This is a genomic window from Chryseobacterium sp. A301 (genome assembly GCF_054489425.1).
Genome location: NZ_JBTMWY010000005.1, coordinates 133,878 through 157,183 on the forward strand (window position 1 = coordinate 133,878; position 23,306 = coordinate 157,183).

Below are 23,306 nucleotides of genomic sequence, written 5' to 3' on the forward strand. Positions count from 1 at the left end.
ACTACCACAATGCAATTAAAAACTTGGTTAACGCTTGTACTAACCTTTCTTTTAACAGCCGTTTCAGGACAAATTAAAGATCCTGTCCATTTAAAATTTAACATTGAATCTGTTGGCGACAACCTCTACGAAGCTACGCTAGATGCCACGTTAGAACCGAACTGGCACATTTATTCAAAAGATCTTCCTCCGGACTCCGGCATTCCCACGGAACTTATCGTTTCTTCGCCACAAGGCATTGAACTCGTGGGAGGGGTAAAGGAAGTCGGTAAAAAATTTGATGAATATTCCGAAGCCTTTGGAACTCAAATCGTATACTATTCCAACAAAGCGCTGTTCAAACAGAAGTTCAAACTTAAAAACCCGAGCAAGTCGGCCACGATTGTCGCGGAATTCACCTACCAAACTTGTGACGACCGAGTTTGCTTAGCGCCTAATACTGTCGAGTTTGAAAAGAAACTACAGCCCTCCACTTCTGATGCGATCTCAGCACAAGAGCCCGAATCTACAATGCTAGCTGAGGCCCAAAGAGATAGTTTAGTGCAAAATCAAGGGGTGGTTACTTCTGCGGTTCCTTCGAGTAGCACCGCTTCCCTAGTGGATCCCACAAATTTAAAAATAAGCACTTTAGATTATAAAAATCCGTTAACGAATTGTGGAAATGCAATAAAAAGTTATTCCGAGAACTATTGGACCTATTTGCTCCTTGGTTTCATTGGGGGAATGATCGCACTTCTTACCCCATGCGTATTTCCAATGATCCCTCTGACCGTTTCTTTCTTCACAAAAGGAGCGAAAAGCAAAGCGAAAGGCAGAAGAGACGCAGGCATTTACGGTTTTTTTATCTTTTTGATTTTCATCCTTTTAAGTGTACCATTTCACTTAGTGGACGGAATTGCAGGTAATATTTTCAATCAAATATCCACCTCGGTCTGGCTTAACTTGACCTTCTTCGTGATTTTCATGGTTTTTGCCTTTAGCTTTTTTGGGTATTTTGAAATTATGCTTCCTAGTTCCATTGCCAATAAATCCTCCCAAGCAGAAGAAACAGGCGGGTTTATAGGGATTTTCTTTATGGCCCTAACGCTTGTGATTGTTTCCTTTTCTTGTACGGGTCCTATTTTAGGCTCCTTATTAGGAAGTGCCGTCACAGGCTCCTCCGATGTCCCTATGCTGCTTACATTCGCCTTAGGAGGCTTTGGTTTGGCTTGGGCTATTGTCTTTGGACTTCTGGCTCTTTTCCCACAAGCACTTCAAAGCCTTCCAAAATCAGGAGGATGGATGAACACAGTAAAAGTGGTTTTAGGATTCATCGAAGTAGGACTTGCTTTAAAGTTCCTTTCGAAAGCCGATTTGGTTTCTAAAACCTTCCTTTTGAAAAGAGAATTGTTTATCGTTCTGTGGATCCTAATTACCCTTGCCCTCGTGCTGTATCTATTTGGTAAGATTCGATTCCCGCACGATGACAAGAACCCAAAAATATCCCTTGGACGAAAACTATTTGGAGTACTTGGAATCGGATTTTTGATTTATCTCGTTCAAGGCCTAATTCCTGCGGAACGACCAAAACTGCAAATGCTTTCTGGTATCCTTCCTCCATTAAATGTGAGTTACTTACATAAAGAAGGTGATGGAATTCTAGGCATGCACCCTGCGCATGATTACTTTGAAGCAATCCAGTTAGCGAAGGAGCAAAACAAACCTATTCTTATCGATTTCACTGGGTATGGCTGTGAAAACTGCCGTAAAATGGAAGAATTTGTTTGGACTGAGCCCGACATTCTTCCTATTCTACAAAACGAGGTTGTGTTAGCTTCCCTCTACATTGATGACAAAGAAGAGCTTCCTTTAGAGCAGCAAACCCGAATTGACATGGGAGGTGGAAAAATGAAGAAAATAAAAACCATTGGGGATCGATGGAGTTTATTTCAACAGATTAACTTCAATAACAATTCACAGCCTCATTATGTGATGGTCACCCCAGAGGGCGAAGTAATTAACCATCCTATCTCTGGCTATATGCCAAAAGAGGATTTCAAAAAATTCTTGGAATGCGGTGTCCAATATTTCAAGCAAAATAAATAAACTGGCAAAAAAAAGAGTACTATCATTTAGTGCTCTTTTTTTATCTTTGAAAAAAAAGATGAAAAATAGAGTCCCTGTCTTTTTTGCTTTTGCCCTACTACTAGTGGCCTGCGAAAAGAAAAACACGATGTCCCCCATAGAGGTAGAAAACCAACGCATTGACTCCCTAAATATCGAGCGCCAAAAACTGAATGAACAAATAGAGGCGCGCAATAAACAGAACCAATTTCCACAGCTTAACTCGGAGGCTACCCTATCCTTTCAAAACGATGAGGCAAACTTCAAAGGCCCTATCAAGCTTGAAAATGTGGGTAGAGATCGGTACAAAGTCTCGGGGATCATCACTCAGGGCAAACAAAGCCTCAAGATTACTGGGGAGCTTCAAAAGGTTTCCGCTAAATATATAAATTTCGAAGGGGAAATTAGCCAAACCTTTCCCAATTCATCCTACCTAAGAAATAAGAAAATGACTTTTGCTAGGGAAGGCAAACAAAATTATTATCGTTTACAAGACAAAGTCGGTGGCCAGGGTTTTGTAGAGTATATTGATATTCACTTTTAAAACTAAACTTCGTATGCTACATTTCACTCAACATGGGGAGGGTCCTCAAACTCTAGTCTTGCTCCATGGGTTCATGGAAAGCACTGCGATTTGGCAACTTATGTCCCCCTTTTTAAGCAAGGAATTCACAGTCGTAAGTATCGATTTACCGGGTCATGGCGATTCTCAGCCTCTGCACGAAGTAAACTTTATGGACAAGATGGCTAAGGACGTGATGGAAGTCCTGATTCATTTGCAAAGGAAACGGGTACACCTCCTAGGGCATTCGATGGGTGGATACGCAGCACTTGCCTTTGCGGAACTCTACCCTCAATCCTTAAAAAGCTTAACCCTTTTCTTTTCCAGTTATTTTGAAGACAGTGCAGACAAAAAAGACCAACGTGCAAGAAGTCTAAGAATTATTTCAGAAAACTTCAAATCCTACGCAAATGCAGGGATACCACCCTTGTTTAGCCAGTTTGAATTAAAGGCTTTATCGGGTCCTATCCAACTCGCAAAAGAGGTGGCGCTCGCCACTCCTGTAGAGGGAGTTCTCGCTAGCGTAAAAGGAATGATGGAGCGTCCTAATCGGAAAGCTGTAATCGAAGAATTAGATTGTAAAATCATGTTTGTTCTTGGCCGACACGATCAGGCGATTGAGTCCGATAAACTCTATAAGGACCTCCCTCAAAAGGCCAATATCAAAGCCTATGTTTTAGATTGCGGACATAACGGTCACTTAGAGATTCCTGAGGTTTGTGCGCAGGTCATAAATCATGAACTTTTAACCAATACCGCTATCGCCCCATGATTCGGAGACGATTAAATTCTTGAATTTTTCAATGGTCTTTTGAATGGTTTCATCATATCTTCCGCCTGCCGCATTGATGTGACCTCCACCACTAAAATGAGCACGTGCAAATTTGTTCACATCCACATCATCTTTCGATCGGAATGAAATCTTAATGAAGTCTTCGTACAGATCTTCCATGAAAAACACCGCCATTCTCGATCCTAGAATACTTAACCCATAGTTTACAAACCCTTCGGTATCCCCTTTCTCAAACCCATACGATTTCAATTCCTCACGGGTCAAGTATAAAATGGCAACTTGTCCATCTTTTACCATCTCCAATCTTCCCAACACGAGCGACAGAAGTTTTAAACGAGATACCGAATTGGTGTCCCAGGTCTGACTGGAAATCAAGGATGGATCTGCACCGTGGTCGATTAAATCAGCAACGATTCGGTGGGTGGTTGCGCTCGTTGAGCGGAAACGAAACCCTCCTGTATCCGTCATAATCCCGCAATAGAGACACTGTGCAGCCTCGACTTGAATCAAGCTTTCCTGCTCCAAGGCCTCAATAAAATGGTAAATCATTTGCGAGGTGGCTGGCACCTTCGTATCTGAATACACAAAATCAAATTCATCCGGTTGCTGGTGATGATCAATTAAAATTTTCACTCCTTTTGCTCTGTCAAGCCAAGGGCCCACAAGATTGCCTAATCGATGTGAAGCATTGAAATCAAGAATAAACAAAACGTCTGCCTCCGCCACAAGATCCCATGCTTTTTTGCGTTTGTAATCCGCAATGGTTATCTTTTTCGCCTCCGGCATCCATTTCAAAAACTTAGGGAAATCATTCGGTACAATCACCTCAGATTCAATTCCACGAGCTCGTAAATAATGCTTAAGCCCTAAGGAAGAACCGATGGCATCGCCATCTGGATTGTAGTGCGTTAAAATCACGATTTTCCTTTCGGGAGTTAGTAAAGTATGAATATCGAGAAGCTCGGAGGGTGTAAACATAGACTAGGTTTTTTGCAAAGGTAACATTTTCTTAATTCTAAATTTAAGGGAAGCAAGGCAAGAAAAAGAGCCTATTATTCGTTTCGTGCTCCCGAGCTCTCTCTCCCCAGTGCCTGGTTAGAATTCTTTTCTTTTTTCAAATAAAGTTTGTAGGGTATAAAATAATTTGTATTTTTGCATTCTGAAAATCAAGAGATAGTTTTACACTAAAGATATTAGAAATGAGCAAAAGAACATTCCAACCATCAGAAAGAAAGAAAAGAAACAAGCACGGTTTCAGAGAAAGAATGTCTACTCCAAACGGTAGAAGAGTTTTAGCTGCAAGAAGAGCTAAAGGTAGAAAGAGCTTGAGCGTTAGCTCGGTTCGTGCTAAAAGATAATTCTTTTACGATTCACATACTTATGCTTGAAAAAGAAATTTTTCAGGCATTTTTTGTTGTTAATTTTTCCTAAAAACTAGAGTAAATTTAGAAGTTTTCTCTATTTTTGACGAGCTAAGTTTACCAACCTCAGCCCCAATAATAAAATGCCACACAGTAACCTATCCGGAGACAATATTATTAGTCTAAGACGTGCAAGAATTGCACAAAAGAGTTTTACCGTTTTAAGCGACGTCAACCTGAACATTAAAAAAGGAAGATTCTGCTACCTAATTGGAAAAACAGGATCTGGAAAAAGCTCCCTTTTAAAGACTCTGTATGGACATATTCCATTGCAACAAGGCCAAGGCAATGTGGCGGGTTACAACTTGGAAGAACTGAAAACTTCCCAAATCCCGGATTTAAGAAGAAAGTTAGGGATCGTATTCCAAGATTTTCAATTGCTCCCAGATCGAACAGTAGAGAAAAATTTGAAATTTGTTCTTGAAGCTACGGGCTGGAAAGAAAGCAGTGCTATTCAAGACCGAATTGACGAGGTCTTAAGCAGTGTGGGAATGAAAAGCAAAAAGCATAAAATGCCCCACGAACTTTCGGGTGGTGAACAACAGCGTGTTGCCATTGCCAGAGCCCTTCTTAACCATCCTCAGCTAATTCTTGCTGACGAACCCACGGGAAACTTAGACCCTGAGACATCTAATGAAATCATGACGCTTCTTAAGCGCGTCGCAATGGAAAACAATTCTGCTGTGGTTATGGCCACTCACGACTACCACATGATTCAAAATTTCCCAGGCGAAGCAATCAAATGCGAAGATGGAGAAGTAAGTGTGATGGACACTACGGAACTATTTGAAGCCTAACGCTCAAGGTTTTTCGTTATTAAGGCCATTCTTTCGAATTAAAAAGCTGTTTTAGTTTCGATCAAATAAGTGAAACTCTTTTGTGAGCTCCAGGTACTCCTTTGAAAAAACGCGTGGCTTTTCTTCGACGGTTAAATTTCCCTTGATGAGATTTTGTTTTTGAAATTTAAATTCGAGAACGACCCTTACAATAGGACCGCCAGATACTCCTTGAATCGAAATCATTCGCACTAAGTGCAGACCTGCCAGCGTAGCAGACTCAGTGAAATCGGTAGTGAATTGACTTGGAATCACCACACCAAAGGTTCCACTAGGAGACAGATGCCTTCTGACACCTTCTATTAATTCTGGAAAATTAAGATGTACAGTTTGTCGTGCAACTCTGTCCTTGATTGAGTCATTAGGTGAAAAATAAGGCGGATTTGAGACAATCAAATCGTACAGCGTCTCCTTAGATAATTCTTTGAAATCCTTGTGCTGGACGCTTAATCGCGCGGAGAAATTCGAAGCTTCAAAATTCTCTTTTGCGAGAAGTGCTGCCTTCGGATCTATATCGATACCCACTATTTTCAATGCATAATTACGCTGCGCAAGCATTAGTGAAATAAGACCAGTACCTACGCCTACTTCCAGGGCATTTTCACTCTGGGCAACACTCACTAATGCTCCAAGTAACACCCCGTCTGTCCCCACTCGAAAAACCTCACGCGACTGTTTAATCTCAAACTTTTGAAAACGGAAAGACTTCATTAAAGATTCGTAGGTAAAGTCACAATAAAACGGCTAAACTTTCCAAGCTCTGATTTCACATGGATCTCACCCTTATATTCCTCCACCATTTTCCGGACCATGGTTAAACCTAGACCCATCCCTGAATTTTTAGAAGTGAAGTTCGGTTCGAATATTCGGTCAAACATTTCCTGTGGAATCCCTACTCCGTTGTCCTCAACGGAAATGGTGATACGCTTTTGAATTTGTTCCAAATCTACATTAATAATGGAACGTCTTTCATCGTCAGCAGCTTGCCTCGCATTGGTGATTAAATTCGTTACGATTCGATTTAAATAGATTCTATCCATTTTCACTTGAATATCCTCGCGATTGGCATGGACGAAAACATTATCGTCATTAAAGATTCGTATAATGCTATGAATCTCTTTGTTAAGACTAAACACCTCATCGTGCTTATCCGGCAATTGCGCAAATTGTGAGAAAGCAGAGGCGACGGTAGCGACCAAATCAATTTGTTCTACCACCGAATCGCTCATTCGCGCTACTTTCTCCACGATATCTGGATCACTAGGATCAAATTTGCGACGAAAATTCTGAATGGTAAGCTTCATCGGTGTAAGAGGATTTTTCACTTCATGAGCCACTTGCTTTGCCATTTCTCGCCAAGCTCTTTCCTTCTCGGTAAAAGAAAGTCGTTCCTTTTGCTCTTGAATTTTAAGAATCATTTTGTTGTACGATTTTACAAGAGAACTTAATTCGTCATTTTTATAATATCGAATCGGCTTCAGATCTTTTTCAAAAAGCGTAAGCTTGTTGATCAGTCCTGAAAATTTGGTTAACGCATTGGTTAAATTCTTTGAAATTCCCCAACTGAGCCACAACGATAAAAGAATAATAAAAATATTAACAAGTAAAATATACTTCGCATACTTGTACATTACATTTAAATAAGCAGAATCGCTATGGTAATAAGGGAAATAAACAATCCCTATAGGCTCTAATGTATTGTTCTTAAGTATCATATAAGACGACACGACATTCGCCTTGATTCGGTTGTCAAAAGTGGTGAAATCCACACGTCTATCTGCCGCCAGCACGTCATTTAAAATAGACAGAGGCAGACGCTCATTTTTGACGCGTTCACTGTCTTTATTGGAAACAAGGTATCGTCCCTTAAGATCGTAAATGATTATGTCCGCTTTATTGATATCTGAGATCTCATAGATTTTGTTGCTCAATACTCGAGGTAAATCTTCAGAAAATAACTGCTGATGACTTACCGCGTAGTCCAGCGAAGCCATCAGGGCATCCGATTTTGCTTGTTGCTCTGTCAGATTCTGCTCAATCGCATTGTTTTTCAACAGAACAAAGGAAAGGATGGATGAGGCGAAGCTACTCATCAAACAAACGATCATAAAGCCCCAAAAAACTCGATTTCGTAAACTATATCCTTTGTATTTACTTAATGGCATTCTGTCTTGAAATTAATTTAGTCACGTATTTTCCAATGATATCAAATTCAAGATTAACCTTTTGTCCAACCTTTAATGCATGCATGTTTGTAAACTCCCACGTATAAGGAATTAGAGCTACAGAAAACTCAGAATCCATGCTTCGAGCTACGGTCAGACTTATTCCATTCACTGTGATAGAGCCTTGCGCCACGGTTAGAAATCCAAAGGATTCATCATACCCAATCCGCACCAAATAACTACCCTCCACATCCTCTATTCCTAAAACGGTTCCGGTTTGATCCACGTGACCTTGCACTATATGCCCATCAAGACGTCCCCCTAATACAGTACAACGTTCTAAATTCACCTGCGAGCCCAATTCCCACTCTCCTAACTTGGTTTTCATAAGAGTTTCCTCAATCGCATTCACGACATAGCGGTCTTCCTCAATGGCTACTACGGTTAGGCAACAACCGTCATGTGCCACGCTTTGATCTACCTTTAACTCCCTTGTAAAAGGGGAGCTCAGAGTGAAATCCACGTTGCGCCCATTGCTTTGAATTTTCTCCACTCGACCAAGACCTTCAATTATTCCCGTGAACATATCGTACTTTTTGTTAATTTTGTATCTTTCAAATTCTTTTCAAAGATAATAATAAACTATGAGTTCTAAATATCCAAAAGTGCGAGTCGGTATATCGGTAGGCGATTTTAATGGGATTGGCCCCGAAATTATCATGAAAACTTTAAATGATAAAAACATCACCGAATTTTTCACTCCGGTCATTTTTGCCTCAGGAAAGCTTTTCACGTATCAGAAAAACATTTTCAAGCTTCAAGTCAATTTCAATTACATCACGGAAGCCTCCCAGGCACAGGAAGGCAAATTAAATATGGTAAACCTATGGAAGGACAACGTGAACGTCCAGCTAGGCACCCCCACCGATGAATCTACAAAAATGGCCATTGACTCCTTGGAGGCAGCAACTCACGCCTTGAAAGAAGGAGATATTGATGTTCTTGTTACAGCTCCTATAAATAAGGACGAAATGATTAAGCACGGTTTCGCCTATGCGGGTCACACTCCGTACCTAGAAGCACAAATGGACAAAAAAGGTCTAATGTTCCTGGTGACGGAAGATCTAAAGGTGGCCGTTTCCACTCATCACATCCCCCTGTCGGAGGTGGCTCAAAAACTATCCAAAGAGGTACTAAAAAAGCAAATTCGTATTTTGAACCAATGTTTAATTGAGGACTACCAAATACAAAAACCCAAGATTGCAGTACTCGGACTAAACCCACACGCGGGTGACGGTGGCACCATTGGGTCTGAAGAAATAGAAATCATTCAACCTGCGATTAACGAAATGTTCGAGAATGGAATCTTAACCTTTGGTCCCTTTCCTGCAGACAGTTATTTTCAGCCTGAAAAATACAAACACTACGATGCCGTCTTAGCAATGTATCACGATCAAGGACTTGCTCCTTTCAAAACCATTGCCTACGAAACGGGTGTTAATTACACGGCCGGACTTCCTTTCATTCGAACTTCACCAGACCATGGAGTCGCTTACGACATTGCGGGGCAAGGCATTGCGGATGAACGTAGCTTCACTGAAGCCGTTTTCACCGCCGTAAAACTCTTCAAGAACAGAAATGAATATAACGACCTCATGTCGAACCGATTAAAACCGAGAAGCACAAATAAGGACCATGGAATCGACGAAGATGTTCCTAGTCACTAATCCTTGCAAAGGCAGTAAAAAGGCGGGTTACAGCGCAGACAAATTAATAAATTCGAAGCCCTCGGTCTCAAAAAGAGTATTTGCCACCAAATATATTTGCTAAATCAAAAAAAATGCATATTTTTGCAACCTCATTTTATGGACAAATTTAGAAACTACGAAGTAGTCTTTTCCGGACTGAAAAACGGAAAACATAAGTTCCAATTTGAGATAGATCAATCGTTCTTTGAACTACATGAAGCGGAACAAGAGTTTACTGATCCAAGATTAGTAGCAGAAATCCTAATGGAAAAGCACACCACTTTTCTTGAATTTTGGATCGAAGTCCACGGACCAGTCGCCTTAGAGTGCGACATAACAGGCGAAATATTCGACTACGAAATCAACCCTGAGTTGAAATTACTAGTGAATTTCGGTGAGACCTACGACGATAGCAACGAGGAAGTCATTACGATTCCATCGAGCGACCACGCCTTTAATATGGCGCAAATCTTATACGAGATGGTCGTGCTTTCGATTCCAATGAAGAAAATCTCTCCTTCGATTGCGCAGGAAGATTGGGAGCTTGTCGAGCGTTATGCATTGTTTGGTGAAGAAGAAGCGAAAGAATCAGAGCAGAAGGAAACAGAAGAAAGTGAGCCGGAAGAAGTAGACCCTAGATGGGCAGCGCTCAAAAAATTGAAAGACAAAAATTAAAAATAAATATTTTAAATAGATGAGATGAGATACGATAATCCTCTCTCATCACTCATCAATTAAAAAATAATTAGAAATGGCACATCCAAAAAGAAGACAATCCAGCACAAGAAGAGACAAGAGAAGAACCCATTATAAAGCAGTCGTTCCTCAATTGGCGAAAGACGCAACCACGGGTGAAATGCACTTATACCACAGAGCACACTGGCATGAAGGGAAGCTTTACTACAGAGGTAAAGTGGTAATGGAAAAAGAAACCGAAACTACAGAAGAAAACTAGTCGCTAAACCGATAGTTCTTCAATTTTATACAAAAACCACTCATTTTTATTAAAAATGAGTGGTTTTTTGTTGTTTTTTTGTATTTTTGGCCAATATTCAAATAACAAGTTATGGACATTAAAGACATACAAAATCTGATCAAGTTTGTGTCAAAATCGGAAGTATCCGAAGTGAAGTACAAAACGAAAGACTTCGAAATTACTATCAAGACTCCTCTTGGTGGAAATGAAAATGTAGGATACGCAGTGCAACCGCAAATGTATCAACAGGCAGCCCCTGCACCCGCAGCGCCAGCCCCAATTGCAAACAGTGCACCCGCGAGTGAGCCTGCTGCAAACAATGAAGACAGTAAATATGTCACTATTAAATCGCCAATGATTGGTACCTTCTACAGAAAACCTTCTCCAGATAAAGAAGTATTCGTAAATGTAGGAGACTCCGTAACAGAAGGTAAAGTCGTTTGCGTCATTGAAGCTATGAAACTTTTCAATCAAATTGAATCGGAAGTTTCAGGAAAAATTGTCAAAATTTTAGTTGACGATGCTACTCCTGTAGAATACGACCAACCTTTATTTTTAGTGGATCCATCTTAAGGAATCATTTAGACTTTATCGATCGAAATTAAAAAAGATCGAAAATTACTAACTTAAATTATTCAAAAAAGATGTTCAAAAAAATACTTATCGCAAACCGAGGAGAAATTGCCATGCGCATCCTTCGGACTTGCAAAGAAATGGGAATCAAAACGGTCGCCGTTTATTCCACGGCAGACAAAGACAGTTTGCATGTACGATTTGCGGACGAAGCGGTTTGCATCGGACCTGCAATGAGCAAGGATTCCTACTTGAAGATCCCCAATATTATTGCAGCAGCGGAAATCACCAATGCCGATGCAATCCATCCTGGGTATGGGTTCCTTTCTGAAAACGCTAACTTCTCACGTATTTGCGCTAAAAACAACATCAAGTTTATTGGTGCGACTCCAGAGCAAATTGAAAGGATGGGAGACAAAGCAAATGCGAAAGCAACCATGAAAGCAGCAGGGGTTCCTTGTGTTCCTGGATCTGACGGACTAATTGATTCCTACGAGGATGCCGTTCGAATTGCAAAAGAGACTGGCTATCCTGTCATGATTAAAGCGACTGCCGGCGGTGGAGGAAAAGGAATGCGCGCAGTATGGAAAGAGGAGGACCTAAAAGAACATTGGGAATCTGCAATTCAAGAAGCGGTTGCCGCCTTTGGCAACGGAGGAATGTACATGGAGAAACTCATTGAAGAGCCAAGACATATTGAAATTCAAATTGCGGGCGATCAATACGGAAAAGCGTGTCACCTTTCGGAAAGAGACTGCTCTATTCAGAGAAGAAATCAAAAATTGGTAGAAGAAACGCCTTCTCCTTTTATGACCGATGAATTGCGAAACAAAATGGGAGATGCGGCCGTTAAAGCTGCAGAATTCATTGCGTATGAAGGAGTGGGAACGATTGAATTCCTGGTTGATAAGCATAGAAATTTCTATTTCATGGAAATGAATACGCGTATCCAAGTGGAACATCCCATTACGGAACAAGTAATTGATTACGATTTGATTAAGGAACAGATTTTACTTGCGGCAGGAACACCAATCCAAGGGAAAAATCACTTCCCAAAATTGCATTCCATCGAATGCCGTATCAACGCAGAAGATCCATATAACGAATTCAGACCAAGTCCAGGGAAAATCAAGGGCCTAAACATTCCAGGTGGACATGGAGTAAGAATGGATACACATGTGTATTCAGGCTACTCTATCCCTTCGAATTACGATTCCATGATTGCAAAGCTTATTACAACCGCACAAACCCGAGAGGAAGCGATTGCTAAAATGAAGCGTGCATTGGATGAGTTTTACATTGAAGGAATTAAAACCACCATCCCTTTCCATCGTCAACTTATGGACGATCCTGCATTTTTAGCTGGCGAATACACCACTAAATTCATGGAATCCTTTGTGATGAGCAAAGAATACGAAATGCAATAAGAGTTCCCTGTGAACCCAAAGCAATTTCATTCCATACTTTAGAACATAGGCCGGCAATCCCTTTTAGGAAGCCGGCCTTTTGTTTACTATTCAATAAAAAATAATCTGTAAAAATAGAACCACATGGCCCAAAACACTTCTTCAAAAAAGAATTCACAGTATTACATCGATCTTGAAAACCAATACGGTGCTCACAATTACCATCCCCTGCCGGTGGTTCTTGAAAAAGGGGAAGGTCCGTATGTCTGGGATGTAGAAGGAAAGAAATATTACGATTTTCTCTCTGCTTACTCTGCCGTAAATCAAGGGCACTCCCATCCTAAAATCGTAAAAGCCCTAGTAGACCAGGCGCAAACTCTTGCCCTTACTTCTCGCGCTTTCTATAACGATCAACTGGGTCCATATGAAAAAACAATTACCTCTCTATTTGGATACGACAAAGTGCTCCCAATGAATTCCGGAGCAGAAGCCGTGGAAACGGCCGTAAAAATAGCTAGGAAATGGGCTTACGAGAAAAAAGGAATCAGTCCAAACCAAGCGAAAATCGTGGTTTGTGAAAACAACTTCCATGGACGCACCACAACCATTGTTTCGTTTTCAAACGACCCAGATGCCTTCACGAATTACGGTCCATTCACACCTGGATTTCTCAAGATACCCTACGACAATATCGAGGCTTTGGAAAAAGTGCTCTCCGAGCAGGGTGATTCTATTGCCGCCTTTCTAGTAGAACCTATCCAAGGAGAAGCCGGAGTTTATGTGCCAAAAGACGGATATTTAAAAGCTGTTTCGGAACTTTGTAAAAAACACCACGTACTTTTTATCGCAGACGAAGTCCAAACGGGTATTGCTAGAACCGGGAAACTAATTGCTTGCCATCACGAGGACGTTCAACCGGACATCCTTGTTTTAGGAAAGGCACTTTCTGGCGGAATGTACCCAGTTTCCGCTGTACTTGCTGATAATCCCATTATGGAAGTAATCAATCCAGGACAGCATGGAAGCACCTTTGGAGGAAATCCAATTGCCTGCGCCGTAGCGGTAGCAGCACTTGAGGTGGTTATAGACGAAAAACTTTCCGAGAGAGCGCAAAGTTTAGGAGACTATTTTAGAGCAGAAATTCAAAAACTAGTTGAGGAGTCTAATTTGCTTACCGCCGTAAGGGGCAAAGGGCTCTTAAATGCCATATTGATCAACGATACTCCCGACTCTTCCACCGCATGGGATTTATGTGTAGCCCTGAAGGAAAATGGACTACTCGCAAAGCCTACTCACGGGAACATCATCCGTTTGGCACCTCCTTTGGTAATTACAGAGAAACAATTGGATGAATGCATGGAAATCCTTAAAAAGACGGTGCGCGAATTCAAAGCATAATATTTAAAAATGAGCGAAAAAATCAGTGGCCTCATCATTACCTTTAACGAAGAAGACAATATCAAAGAAGTTTTAAACTCTTTTGATTTATGCGATGAAATTTTGGTCATTGATTCTTTCAGCTCTGACAAAACAGTGCAATTCGCTAAGGAGCACCCAAAAACGAGGGTGATTAGCCATTGCTTTCAAGATTTTTCTTCTCAACGTAATTTTGCCCTATCAGAGGCAAAGCACGATTGGGTCTTATTCCTCGATGCAGACGAGCGTATTGCACCCAATTTACGCGCTGAAATTCTAGACACACTTCAAAGCCCAAATCGAAAAGACGCCTATTATTTTTATCGATTGTTTTTCTTTGAAAACAAACCTATTCGGTATTCGGGCACTCAAAAGGATAAGAATTTTCGATTGTTCCGCAAATCCAAATGCCATTACATTTCAGAAAAATTAGTTCATGAAACCCTTCATGTAGAAGGTGAGATCGGAGTATTACGCAACAAACTTCTGCATTACTCTGTACGGGATCTAAAATCCTACAAAGCTAAAATGGCCCATTACGGGCAGTTGAAAGGAAAAGAACTTTTTCAAAAACAAAAGCGATACAATCCATTTACACAAGGGATCAAAACTGCTTTTCGGTTTTTTAAAACCTATGTTCTAAAATTAGGATTCCTGGACGGGAAAATAGGTCTAAAAATCGCACAGCTACAAAGTAAATACGTCTATCAAACTTACGAAGCCCTTCGAGAAGAATGGAAAAACAAAAAGTAATCATTTTCGGTGCCCCCACTGCTTACAATGTAAGTAACGAAATCAAAAAGAACTTAGACTATTTAGGGTTTAAGGTGATCGATATTTCTTTTCCTCAGGAGTTCACCTACAAAAGCAAGATTCAAAAACTTACTAATTTTATTCGTAAGACCTTATTTCAAGACCGGGATTACAAAAACAGATTAAGGTTTAAACCTTTCGAAACGAAGTTTGAAACAGAAATTAGCAATCTGCCGCAAAAAGCTGATTTTGCACTTTTTATTCGTCCTGACTGTTTTCCAATCGGGTTTTTAAAATGGACTTTAACGCATTGCATAACCACGTGCGCTTACCAATGGGATGGCATTGATTTGTTTCCCCAAGTAAAGCGATACATTCCCCTATTCGATCGGTTTTTTGTTTTTGATCCTGCAGACCTATTAAAAACAAAGAATGTACTTCCTACAACCAATTTTTATTTTGATTACCACTCCCCTTTCCAAGGAGAAGCAGATCCTAAGGTGGTTTATTTTGTAGGAAGTTATTTCAAAAACAGAATGGATCCGATCGAGAAAATCATCGAACGAATCCTGTCCGCGGAATTTGTTCCCAAAATCCACCTTCTGACTAAAAACAGTTCCGTTGTGCAGCAATACAAACACTGTGGCGCTCTGTTTATAGATTCCTTTATAAGCTTTGATCAAAATCTGGAAAATGTAAAGAAGGCCGGCGTTCTAATTGACTTCGTAAACGGGAGACATGACGGGCTTTCTTTCCGAACTTTTGAAGCCATTGGCCACGAGAAAAAACTAATTACGAATAATGCTGAGATCAAAAAATACGAATTTTATCATCCCGACAATTTATTTGTTTGGGAAGAGCATTCCAATTTTGAGGGTCTGGAAGAGTTTTTAAAAAGACCTTACCGTACCCTAGATTCTTCTCTAAAGCAAAAATACAGTTTCACCAACTGGATTCATTACATTCTTGAGCTCCCTCCTTATGAGGCGATTAAACTTCCTGTTTTAGACTTGGGCGAGCATCGTTCAAAATAACGCTGCAAAACCAAAAGATTACACAAATCTTCACTTTTAGAATTCTGGAATTGAGCACTGTGCAACTGGGCTTTCTCTATGATCTGCAGGCACTCCGCTGGATTTTCAATGTAATACGTGAGCTTCTCAATTAAATCGGAATAATCGTCTTTTATCTCAATATAATGCACGCCCCCAATTAATTTGCCCTCCATAAACCATGTTTCGTATTTGGGCCTAGGCATCACCGCAATTGAATTTGACGACATGATCCATTTTAAATTGGTTGCCACATCATTCCCTTCTAGACTAAGAATGAATTTAAAATCCAGATGGTCTTTAATCGAAATTTTAGGTCCTACCCAATTCGGATTTCCTCCATTCCCATTCACTTGTCTTAAATCCGTTAAAGGATGAGCAAAGTACTTCTTAAAAAATGCATAGCGATGCTCTTGGAAGATTGCGCATCTTCCGATGAGAAGATCCTTTTTCTCAAGAAAAGGCTTGTCATTCTCCACATGAATAAAGTGCCTAGCTCGATTTAGCTTTAAAAGAACACTGTTTTGATTGTTCCCTTGGATGGGTCGGCTCTTGACCACAGAGGGTGTATTAGGCACTGCAATGACATCTCCAAACACATAATCGATAAACCGATCCAGTCCAAAATATCGCGCATAGCGATACGTGTCAAAAAAATACGACTTTGGGGTTCTTGGTTTCAACAAATCTCTTACCTGGGTTTTCCCTTCAATCGTCTTTGGCTTATCGATACGATTGTAATACGCAACCCTTTCCTCTATGGTGGCAAGCTGGCTCTCAGAAAAGCCAAATTTAAGACCTGAAATTTTAGCACTTGCCGTCCTAGTGGGCAAACGATCGGTTACAAACCCCCTAACGTAAAACAAAAATTTATTTTGTTTGCGAATTTTCATGTGCAAAAATTGAAATTGTGCAAAGCTACCTAATTTTTTACAAGCTTAAATTAGTAAATTTGCAACTTAACATTATTTCTCATGAATAAAGTAAGAGTGCGATTTGCACCAAGTCCCACAGGCCCGCTACATTTAGGAGGTGTACGAACGGCTTTATACGATTACCTGTTTGCGAAAAAAATGGGAGGCGATTTTGTTCTTCGAATTGAAGACACAGATACGACTCGCTATGTACCCGGTGCCGAGCAGTACATTCTCGAGGCCTTAGAATGGTGCGGTCTAATCCCAGACGAAAGCCCAAAACACGGAGGTCCTTATGGTCCTTACCGACAAAGCGAACGTAGAGAAATATACGATAAATACACCGCTGAAATTCTGAAAACAGATTACGCATACATCGCTTTCGACACGCCAGAAGAACTCGATGCCGTTCGTAGTGAATACGAAAGTCGAGGGGAAGTCTTCGCTTACGATTACTTTACAAGAACGCGACTGAAGAATTCTCTTTCGCTTTCTGAAACGGAGGTTCAAGCTCTTTTGGATCAAAACACTCCGTATGTCGTTCGATTTAAAATGCCTGTTGACCGAATCTTGCAACTAGACGATATGATTCGAGGTCGATTTGCGGTCAACACAAACACATTGGACGACAAAGTACTTGTGAAGAACGATGGAATGCCCACGTACCACTTCGCAAATATTATTGACGATCATGAAATGAAAATATCGCACGTAATTCGAGGAGAAGAATGGCTGCCCTCTTTAGGACTCCACACCCTACTCTACGAAGCCATGAATTGGGAAGCGCCCAAATTCGCCCATCTATCTCTCATCCTAAAGCCAGAAGGCAAAGGAAAACTTAGCAAGAGAGATGGAGATAAATTTGGATTCCCGGTCTTCCCTATGGACTTCAAGGACCCCACCACCGGTGTGGTCTCAAAAGGCTACCGTGAAGAAGGGTATTTCCCCGAATCCTTTATCAATTTTCTTGCTCTGCTGGGATGGTCTGCAGCCGATGATAAAGAGATACTATCCTTAGAGGATCTTGTCCAAGAATTTGATCTTGAAAAAGTCCACAAAGCAGGAGCACGTTTTAGCAAAGAAAAAGCAGAATGGTTTAACCATCAATATCTACAGATCAAATCAGAGTTAGAAATCCTTACCTACTTAAAGGCACTACCTGAAGTCAATGAAAGTGAACTTCCAGATGATAAGCTTCTTAAAATAATTAACCTTATGCGAGAGAGAGCGACGTTTGTGAAAGACATCTATTATAACGGTCAGTTCTTTTTTGAAAAACCTACAGAATACCAAGAAAAGGCACGCAAAAAAGCTTGGGGCGAACAAAGCCGTACTTTGCTTAGCGGACTACACCAGGAACTTGAGGGACTTGAATTTGATTCCCAAAGCCTGAGTGTCGCATTGCATTCCTACGCGGAAACCCAGCAAGTGGGCATGGGCAAACTCATGATGCCACTTCGTTTGGCACTTGTGGGTGAATTAAAAGGACCCGACGTTCCAGACATCATGGAGATCCTAGGGAAGGCAGAAACCAGAGCTCGAATCCAGCATGCTTGCGATACCCTATAGAAAAGTCCGCATTAATTCTTACATTTGACGATAAATTGAGTACAACTTAAATGGAATATTTAGAATTTGAACAGCCTATAAAAGAACTGATGGATCAATACCAAGCTTGCGCCCTTTTAGGGGAAGAAAGCGGTGTAGATGTTCAGGTCGCTTGTGGCCAAATCGAGGAAAAAATCCTTGCTAAAAAGAAAGACATTTACGAGAATCTAACGCCGTGGCAGACGGTACAGCTATCTAGGCATCCAGACCGCCCCTATTCACTTGACTTTATAAATGGAATTGTAGACGAAGGATCTTTTCTAGAACTTCACGGGGACCGCGGGTATGCAGACGACCTCGCTATGGTGGGTGGACTCGCCAAGATTGACGGCAAGAGTGTAATGATTATCGGTACCCAAAAGGGACGCACCACCAAAGAACGTCAACAAAGACGTTTCGGAATGCCCAATCCAGAAGGATACCGCAAAGCACTTCGTTTAATGAAGCTAGCTGAGAAGTTTAACATTCCTGTCATCACTCTACTTGACACGCCCGGAGCCTATCCTGGACTAGAAGCGGAAGAAAGAGGACAAGGAGAAGCGATCGCAAAGAATATTTACGAAATGGTTCAACTTAAAACGCCTATTCTCACGTATGTCATTGGCGAAGGTGCGAGTGGTGGAGCCTTAGGAATTGGAGTGGGCAATAAAGTGTTTATGTTACAGTATACATGGTACTCAGTTATCGCACCGGAAAGTTGCTCTTCTATCCTATGGAGAAATTGGGAGCACAAAGAAGATGCGGCCAATGCTTTAAAGCTGACTCCAAAAGATATGCTCAAAAACAAAATCATTGATGGAATTGTAGAAGAACCTTTAGGGGGAGCGCAATACGACCCAAAAATGGCTTACCAAAATTTAAAATCCTCTGTTCTTGAAAACCTTGCTTTCTACAAACACATGACTCCGAAAGAGCTTGTGAACCAAAGACAAGACAAGTTCGTAGAAATGGGAGAATGGAAGGGATAGCGTTCAATAAATAAACAAAATGTTCAAAGCCGAAGAAATCTTCGGCTTTGTCTTTTTCTTGGCCGGGCGCTCTACAAAATCAAAAAAACAACTTTTTAACACCTTGAAATTAACCCCATACGCGCCTATATTTTTTGCAGATAATTTCTTATCTTTGCAACGCTCTAAAACAGAGCTCTATTTTACTTATTTTTTAAAATAAAACCGTAAACATATGTACACACCAGTAGCTGCAGACGTAGCAAAATTAAGAAACACCACCGGTGCCGGAATGATGGATTGCAAAAAAGCTTTAGTGGAAGCAGAAGGCGACTTCGATAAGGCAATTGATATCTTAAGAAAAAAAGGACAAAAAGTAGCTGCAAACAGAGCAGACAGAGAGTCTACTGAAGGTGCAGTAATCGCTAAAGTAAACGAAGATGCAACACTTGGTGCTATCATTTCATTGAATTGCGAAACCGATTTCGTTGCTAAAAACGAAGCGTTCATCTTGCTAGCAAATGAATTAGCAGAACAAGCAATCTTCTATTCTACAAAAGAAGAATTCTTAGCCTCTGAATTCAATGGTTTAACCGTTGCTGACAAATTGATCGAACAAACCGGTGTCATCGGAGAAAAAATTGAAATTGGTGCATTCGAAAGAATTGAAGGACCATTCTTAGGAGCTTATATCCACGCTGGAAACAAAATCGCTGCGATCACTTCTCTATCTGCGAATGTAGAAGGAGCTGCAGAAGTTGCGAAATCCGTTTCTATGCAAGTAGCTGCAATGAACCCAATTGCACTTGACGAAACAAAAGTATCTCAAGATACCATCGAAAAAGAATTAGAGATTGAAAGAGAACTTCTTGTGAAAGAAGGAAAACCTGAAAACATTATCGACAATATTCTTAAAGGTAAAATGCAGAGATTCTACAAAGACAATACTCTTGTTCACCAAGCGTATATCAAAGACGGAAGCCAATCGGTTGCCACATATGTAAAATCAATCAATGCAGACCTAAAAGTATTAGGATTTGTAAGAATTGCATTAGGATAAATTCGGAAGATTTTCGAGAAATAAAAACTCTGCCAAAAATGGCAGAGTTTTTATTTTGTTATCTTTGAATACTACGCATAGCAAAAAAAAGAAAGGACCAATTGTAGATAATTTCCCATCTTGTCCAACGAAAAATTAAATCTAGATTTATGAGGTCATATCTATCTGAAAATAAAAAATTTAATTTTTCACTTGTGCTGAAACCGCAGAAGTAAGGTACCATCACAAGGACAAAATTGTCCCCCTCTAGTCTTGTCAATAATCCATTCCTTTTCAGGATTTTGCAAGAATCTAAGACTTGACTTCCTAATCCAACTAATTTGAAAATGCAATAGTATTTAATAGGCATTTTCTACATAAGCATAATCCAAATACTTAAGTGTTATTTTTTGGTAGGAGTTGGCATCGTCAATTTGTTGAATTCTTTAATAAACGATTTCAAATCAAGTTGCTCAATTCCACCTCTTCGAATAAATTTACAAAGGCCTATTCAAATATAAGTTTCCTCTACCTTGAAAATGCTTCAATCTGAATCTCTCATAATATTTCACGAAGCATATTGAACTTTTTAATATCTGAGGAATTTTGCTTTAATGGTGCCGTGCCAGCTCCAAACCCAATTTCTTCAAATTTTTTAATTAATGCATCATAATTAGAATTGATCCCATCGAATATTTCTTTGTACCGTTTTAATGTGAGTTCCTTCCTTTGTTTATCTGTTTGATAAATAGACTTATCACATTTTTCATTCCCGTCAGAAATTGAAGAAAACTTGAACGAAATATTTCTGTCAGGGATTATAATTTCGGTGATTAAACCTGGAAGACCATTAAATATAAAAGGACCTTGATTTAGCGGTATATCATTTGTGAACCAAGCTTTGATTTGTTTACCGTTCAAAACCCCAATAGCCTCCTGTACTTTTAAGTTATTTTCAATTTTTGAATTATCTAAGATTCTCCACTTAAAATCATAATTTAATGAAACCTCTAAAGGAAGGGATGTGCCATCAAGAATGGTTAATTTATTCCCTTCCATATGCACCTGCATATAAACTGAATTTGCATCAAATGGCTCGCACATAGAAATGGGATAGAACTTAGATGAATTATCTTTAATATCTAGATTAAAAGTACTAAATGTGGGATCTTTAATATCAAGACCTTCTAGCACATATTCAACCTGTACTTGTTGACTTTTAACGCAAATACCAATAAATAAGATGATAATTTTTATATTTTTATATAAGCTCATTGTTATATTAACTTTTGTGATATTTACGTCTTTGTTTGTAACTAAGGTAAGCCAGCGAACCCATAACAGGAAGTGCAATGATTGCAATTAACCATAAAGTCGCATTTCTATCTTTCCAATCTAATGCAATGAATCCCCAAGCGTAAATTATTAGTCCTAACCCAATAAATATCATAAATAATGTATCCATAAGTCTTGTTTTAAGTGGTTTTATTAATTCGTAGCGCAAATATAAAGAGCACTGGCAATCATCGCTCCAGTACATTGACCTGCAAAGATATCGGCAGCGTCACATAGAAGCTTGCAATCGTCGTCAGCATCACATGCATCTTTCATTTTTTTATATGTTTCACCTACACAACTAACAGCAGCAACATTTGCAGCTTTCAATATTCCTAATCTCTTACTTGTAAGAACATCATTTAAAGTCATTTCATAACCGTTTTGTGTTTTTTTAATTTTATAATCAATATAAAAATTTTTAGATTCATCGTAGAGTTCGGAATATCCCGTTAAACTTTCTTTATTTACATTAATTTTATTATAAACGACCATATAATTATTGGTTGGAAGCTTTATAAAATGCATTAAGTCCTTTCTCCCCATAACATCTACAGCAATAGTATAAAATTTACTTTCTTCATTAAAGTGGTTATTCATCTTAACTTCACTAAAATTGAAATTTTCATCTTTTAAATTGAAAGATTTTTTTAAAGTGACAAATTCAGACGACCTTCTGAACAAAGAAACTTCATTGTCTACTGTCGAAAATTTAGAATTTAATTCTGTTTCGGAGATTGACCTTTCACCTTTAACATCAGTACTTGTGGTACCTGAGCTCAAAAAGGTGACAACGCAAACAACTGCTAAATAAAAATACCTTTTCATAATATGACATGATTACTCCCAATTTTTAAAGAGTTATGTCGGGAACTTTATCTTAACTCTGAGATTAAAGTTAATGTGTAATAATATTCTATCTTTTCTTACAATAAATAAGATTGATCTTTCTAACTTAATTATCGTATCGCTTCTACTAACCAATAATGTCTATATTTTAACAATTTATCCAAATATAAAGATTTTATTTTAAATTAAATTTAATCAATTTTGTTTTTTTAAATAAATACCACATTCTTTTGACATTGGAAAATTAGAAAAATATTTTATGCTTTCAGTTCTATTTCACGATTAATTATATGCGATGCATAATAAATTTATAATATTTGTTGCTTTTTAGGTTAATACGTAAATAGATCATTCACTCAATAGGAAACATCTTTGAACTGATTCTGTCACGTCCGGAAAACTTACAAATCAATAACTTTATGAAAATATCAATCTGAAAATCCAGCATTTGATTTTAGCAATTCTCTACCATATGAAAATGCTCAGTTTCGCAATACAATTTCCCCATGACTATCAAATAGCAACTTAACGCCTAATCGCAATGATCAGTTAATGGCTTTTTATATTTAAGTGTCAAATTTCGATGCAATTAAAGAAGATTTAATTTGGTGACTTATCTTTTAATTTATAGTAATCATATTATCCATCATATCAAGCGAATTTGTTAGTTAGCCAAATTTTTCTTTTACTGGACCGGTCATTCGACACCATATTTCGAAGACTAATTTCAAGGTTTGTTCCTCTTTTTCGTCTTGAATTTCTAGTATGTCATTGTTTAGAACCCTTGAGAAGTAGAATTGAACACTTAAT

Annotated in this window: 24 protein-coding genes; 16 read left to right on the forward strand and 8 right to left on the reverse strand. The window is 39.4% G+C overall.

Annotated elements, in window-relative coordinates:
* Positions 1-9 precede the first annotated feature (9 nt).
* Genes ACX3PU_RS09285 through ACX3PU_RS09295 form a run of 3 tightly spaced genes read left to right on the forward strand, consistent with a single transcriptional unit; the run spans position 10 to position 3,437 of the window.
* A complete protein-coding gene (locus ACX3PU_RS09285) occupies positions 10-2,085 on the forward strand; it encodes a protein-disulfide reductase DsbD family protein (protein ID WP_459084757.1) in 2,076 nt (691 codons plus the stop codon).
* Between the two features lie 58 nt (positions 2,086-2,143).
* Positions 2,144-2,647, forward strand: a complete 504-nt coding sequence (locus ACX3PU_RS09290) for a hypothetical protein (protein WP_459084758.1) — start codon at positions 2,144-2,146, stop codon at positions 2,645-2,647.
* A 13-nt stretch (positions 2,648-2,660) separates the two neighbouring features.
* On the forward strand, positions 2,661-3,437 hold the full coding sequence (locus tag ACX3PU_RS09295; RefSeq protein ID WP_459084759.1) for an alpha/beta fold hydrolase: 777 nt from the start codon (positions 2,661-2,663) through the stop codon (positions 3,435-3,437).
* Here ACX3PU_RS09295 and ACX3PU_RS09300 read toward each other — a convergent pair.
* The gene (locus ACX3PU_RS09300; RefSeq protein ID WP_459084760.1) at positions 3,411-4,436 is read right to left on the reverse strand and encodes a DHH family phosphoesterase; all 1,026 of its coding nucleotides are present in this window, start codon (positions 4,434-4,436) and stop codon (positions 3,411-3,413) included. The two genes, ACX3PU_RS09295 and ACX3PU_RS09300, sit on opposite strands and share 27 nt — an antisense overlap.
* 221 nt (positions 4,437-4,657) lie before the next feature.
* Here ACX3PU_RS09300 and rpmH point away from each other — a divergent pair, with 221 nt between their 5' ends.
* Both rpmH and ACX3PU_RS09310 read left to right on the forward strand, forming a co-directional pair.
* Positions 4,658-4,816: a 50S ribosomal protein L34 gene (gene rpmH, locus ACX3PU_RS09305; protein ID WP_459084761.1), complete on the forward strand. Its 159-nt coding sequence runs from the start codon at positions 4,658-4,660 to the stop codon at positions 4,814-4,816.
* A gap of 146 nt (positions 4,817-4,962) precedes the next feature.
* On the forward strand, positions 4,963-5,676 hold the full coding sequence (locus tag ACX3PU_RS09310) for a cell division ATP-binding protein FtsE (RefSeq protein WP_459084762.1): 714 nt from the start codon (positions 4,963-4,965) through the stop codon (positions 5,674-5,676).
* A gap of 51 nt (positions 5,677-5,727) precedes the next feature.
* Here ACX3PU_RS09310 and ACX3PU_RS09315 read toward each other — a convergent pair whose 3' ends face one another.
* The 3 genes from ACX3PU_RS09315 to ACX3PU_RS09325 are packed head-to-tail and all read right to left on the reverse strand — an operon-like array spanning position 5,728 to position 8,466.
* Positions 5,728-6,426 (reverse strand): tRNA1(Val) (adenine(37)-N6)-methyltransferase, encoded by a 699-nt coding sequence (locus ACX3PU_RS09315; RefSeq protein WP_459084763.1) that lies wholly within the window; start codon positions 6,424-6,426, stop codon positions 5,728-5,730.
* The gene (locus ACX3PU_RS09320; protein WP_459084764.1) at positions 6,426-7,880 is read right to left on the reverse strand and encodes a sensor histidine kinase; all 1,455 of its coding nucleotides are present in this window, start codon (positions 7,878-7,880) and stop codon (positions 6,426-6,428) included. The genes ACX3PU_RS09315 and ACX3PU_RS09320 overlap by 1 nt, the downstream gene beginning before the upstream one ends.
* On the reverse strand, positions 7,867-8,466 hold the full coding sequence (locus tag ACX3PU_RS09325; protein ID WP_459084765.1) for a riboflavin synthase: 600 nt from the start codon (positions 8,464-8,466) through the stop codon (positions 7,867-7,869). Before ACX3PU_RS09325 ends, ACX3PU_RS09320 begins: the two co-directional genes overlap by 14 nt.
* 58 nt (positions 8,467-8,524) lie before the next feature.
* Here ACX3PU_RS09325 and pdxA point away from each other — a divergent pair, with 58 nt between their 5' ends.
* The 8 genes from pdxA (at position 8,525) to ACX3PU_RS09365 (ending at position 15,786) form a co-directional block, all read left to right on the forward strand.
* The gene (gene pdxA / locus ACX3PU_RS09330) at positions 8,525-9,607 is read left to right on the forward strand and encodes a 4-hydroxythreonine-4-phosphate dehydrogenase PdxA (RefSeq protein WP_459084766.1); all 1,083 of its coding nucleotides are present in this window, start codon (positions 8,525-8,527) and stop codon (positions 9,605-9,607) included.
* A gap of 138 nt (positions 9,608-9,745) precedes the next feature.
* Positions 9,746-10,303 (forward strand): YceD family protein, encoded by a 558-nt coding sequence (locus ACX3PU_RS09335; protein ID WP_459084767.1) that lies wholly within the window; start codon positions 9,746-9,748, stop codon positions 10,301-10,303.
* Between the two features lie 76 nt (positions 10,304-10,379).
* Positions 10,380-10,583, forward strand: coding sequence for a 50S ribosomal protein L32 (gene rpmF, locus ACX3PU_RS09340; RefSeq protein WP_459084768.1), 204 nt, complete (start codon positions 10,380-10,382; stop codon positions 10,581-10,583).
* Between the two features lie 111 nt (positions 10,584-10,694).
* The gene (gene accB, locus ACX3PU_RS09345; protein ID WP_459084769.1) at positions 10,695-11,177 is read left to right on the forward strand and encodes an acetyl-CoA carboxylase biotin carboxyl carrier protein; all 483 of its coding nucleotides are present in this window, start codon (positions 10,695-10,697) and stop codon (positions 11,175-11,177) included.
* A 71-nt stretch (positions 11,178-11,248) separates the two neighbouring features.
* Positions 11,249-12,604, forward strand: a complete 1,356-nt coding sequence (gene accC, locus ACX3PU_RS09350) for an acetyl-CoA carboxylase biotin carboxylase subunit (protein WP_459084770.1) — start codon at positions 11,249-11,251, stop codon at positions 12,602-12,604.
* A 123-nt stretch (positions 12,605-12,727) separates the two neighbouring features.
* Entirely contained in the window at positions 12,728-13,981 is a 1,254-nt protein-coding gene (rocD, locus tag ACX3PU_RS09355) for an ornithine--oxo-acid transaminase (RefSeq protein WP_459084771.1), read from the forward strand.
* Positions 13,982-13,990: 9 nt separating this feature from the next.
* Positions 13,991-14,752: a glycosyltransferase family 2 protein gene (locus tag ACX3PU_RS09360; RefSeq protein ID WP_459084772.1), complete on the forward strand. Its 762-nt coding sequence runs from the start codon at positions 13,991-13,993 to the stop codon at positions 14,750-14,752.
* Entirely contained in the window at positions 14,734-15,786 is a 1,053-nt protein-coding gene (locus ACX3PU_RS09365) for a hypothetical protein (RefSeq protein WP_459084773.1), read from the forward strand. Before ACX3PU_RS09360 ends, ACX3PU_RS09365 begins: the two co-directional genes overlap by 19 nt.
* Here ACX3PU_RS09365 and ACX3PU_RS09370 read toward each other — a convergent pair.
* Complete coding sequence (locus ACX3PU_RS09370) at positions 15,732-16,697, reverse strand: glycosyl transferase family 90 (RefSeq protein WP_459084774.1); 966 nt, start codon at positions 16,695-16,697, stop codon at positions 15,732-15,734. The genes ACX3PU_RS09365 and ACX3PU_RS09370 overlap by 55 nt on opposite strands.
* A gap of 81 nt (positions 16,698-16,778) precedes the next feature.
* Between ACX3PU_RS09370 and gltX the strand changes: the two genes are divergently transcribed.
* The 3 genes from gltX to tsf all read left to right on the forward strand — a co-directional run bounded on the left by gltX (position 16,779) and on the right by tsf (position 20,333).
* Entirely contained in the window at positions 16,779-18,287 is a 1,509-nt protein-coding gene (gene gltX, locus ACX3PU_RS09375) for a glutamate--tRNA ligase (protein ID WP_459084775.1), read from the forward strand.
* A gap of 50 nt (positions 18,288-18,337) precedes the next feature.
* Positions 18,338-19,294 carry an acetyl-CoA carboxylase carboxyltransferase subunit alpha gene (locus tag ACX3PU_RS09380; RefSeq protein WP_459084776.1) on the forward strand — a complete coding sequence of 319 codons (957 nt, stop codon included), beginning with the start codon at positions 18,338-18,340 and terminating at the stop codon, positions 19,292-19,294.
* Between the two features lie 214 nt (positions 19,295-19,508).
* On the forward strand, positions 19,509-20,333 hold the full coding sequence (gene tsf / locus ACX3PU_RS09385; RefSeq protein WP_459084777.1) for a translation elongation factor Ts: 825 nt from the start codon (positions 19,509-19,511) through the stop codon (positions 20,331-20,333).
* 537 nt (positions 20,334-20,870) lie between these two features.
* On the opposite strand, the gene ACX3PU_RS09390 is transcribed toward tsf, so the two are convergent.
* Genes ACX3PU_RS09390 through ACX3PU_RS09400 form a run of 3 tightly spaced genes read right to left on the reverse strand, consistent with a single transcriptional unit; the run spans position 20,871 to position 22,475 of the window.
* A complete protein-coding gene (locus ACX3PU_RS09390) occupies positions 20,871-21,587 on the reverse strand; it encodes a GLPGLI family protein (RefSeq protein WP_459084778.1) in 717 nt (238 codons plus the stop codon).
* A gap of 7 nt (positions 21,588-21,594) precedes the next feature.
* Entirely contained in the window at positions 21,595-21,777 is a 183-nt protein-coding gene (locus ACX3PU_RS09395) for a hypothetical protein (protein ID WP_459084779.1), read from the reverse strand.
* 23 nt (positions 21,778-21,800) lie between these two features.
* Entirely contained in the window at positions 21,801-22,475 is a 675-nt protein-coding gene (locus ACX3PU_RS09400) for a hypothetical protein (protein ID WP_459084780.1), read from the reverse strand.
* Positions 22,476-23,306: the final 831 nt, after the last annotated feature.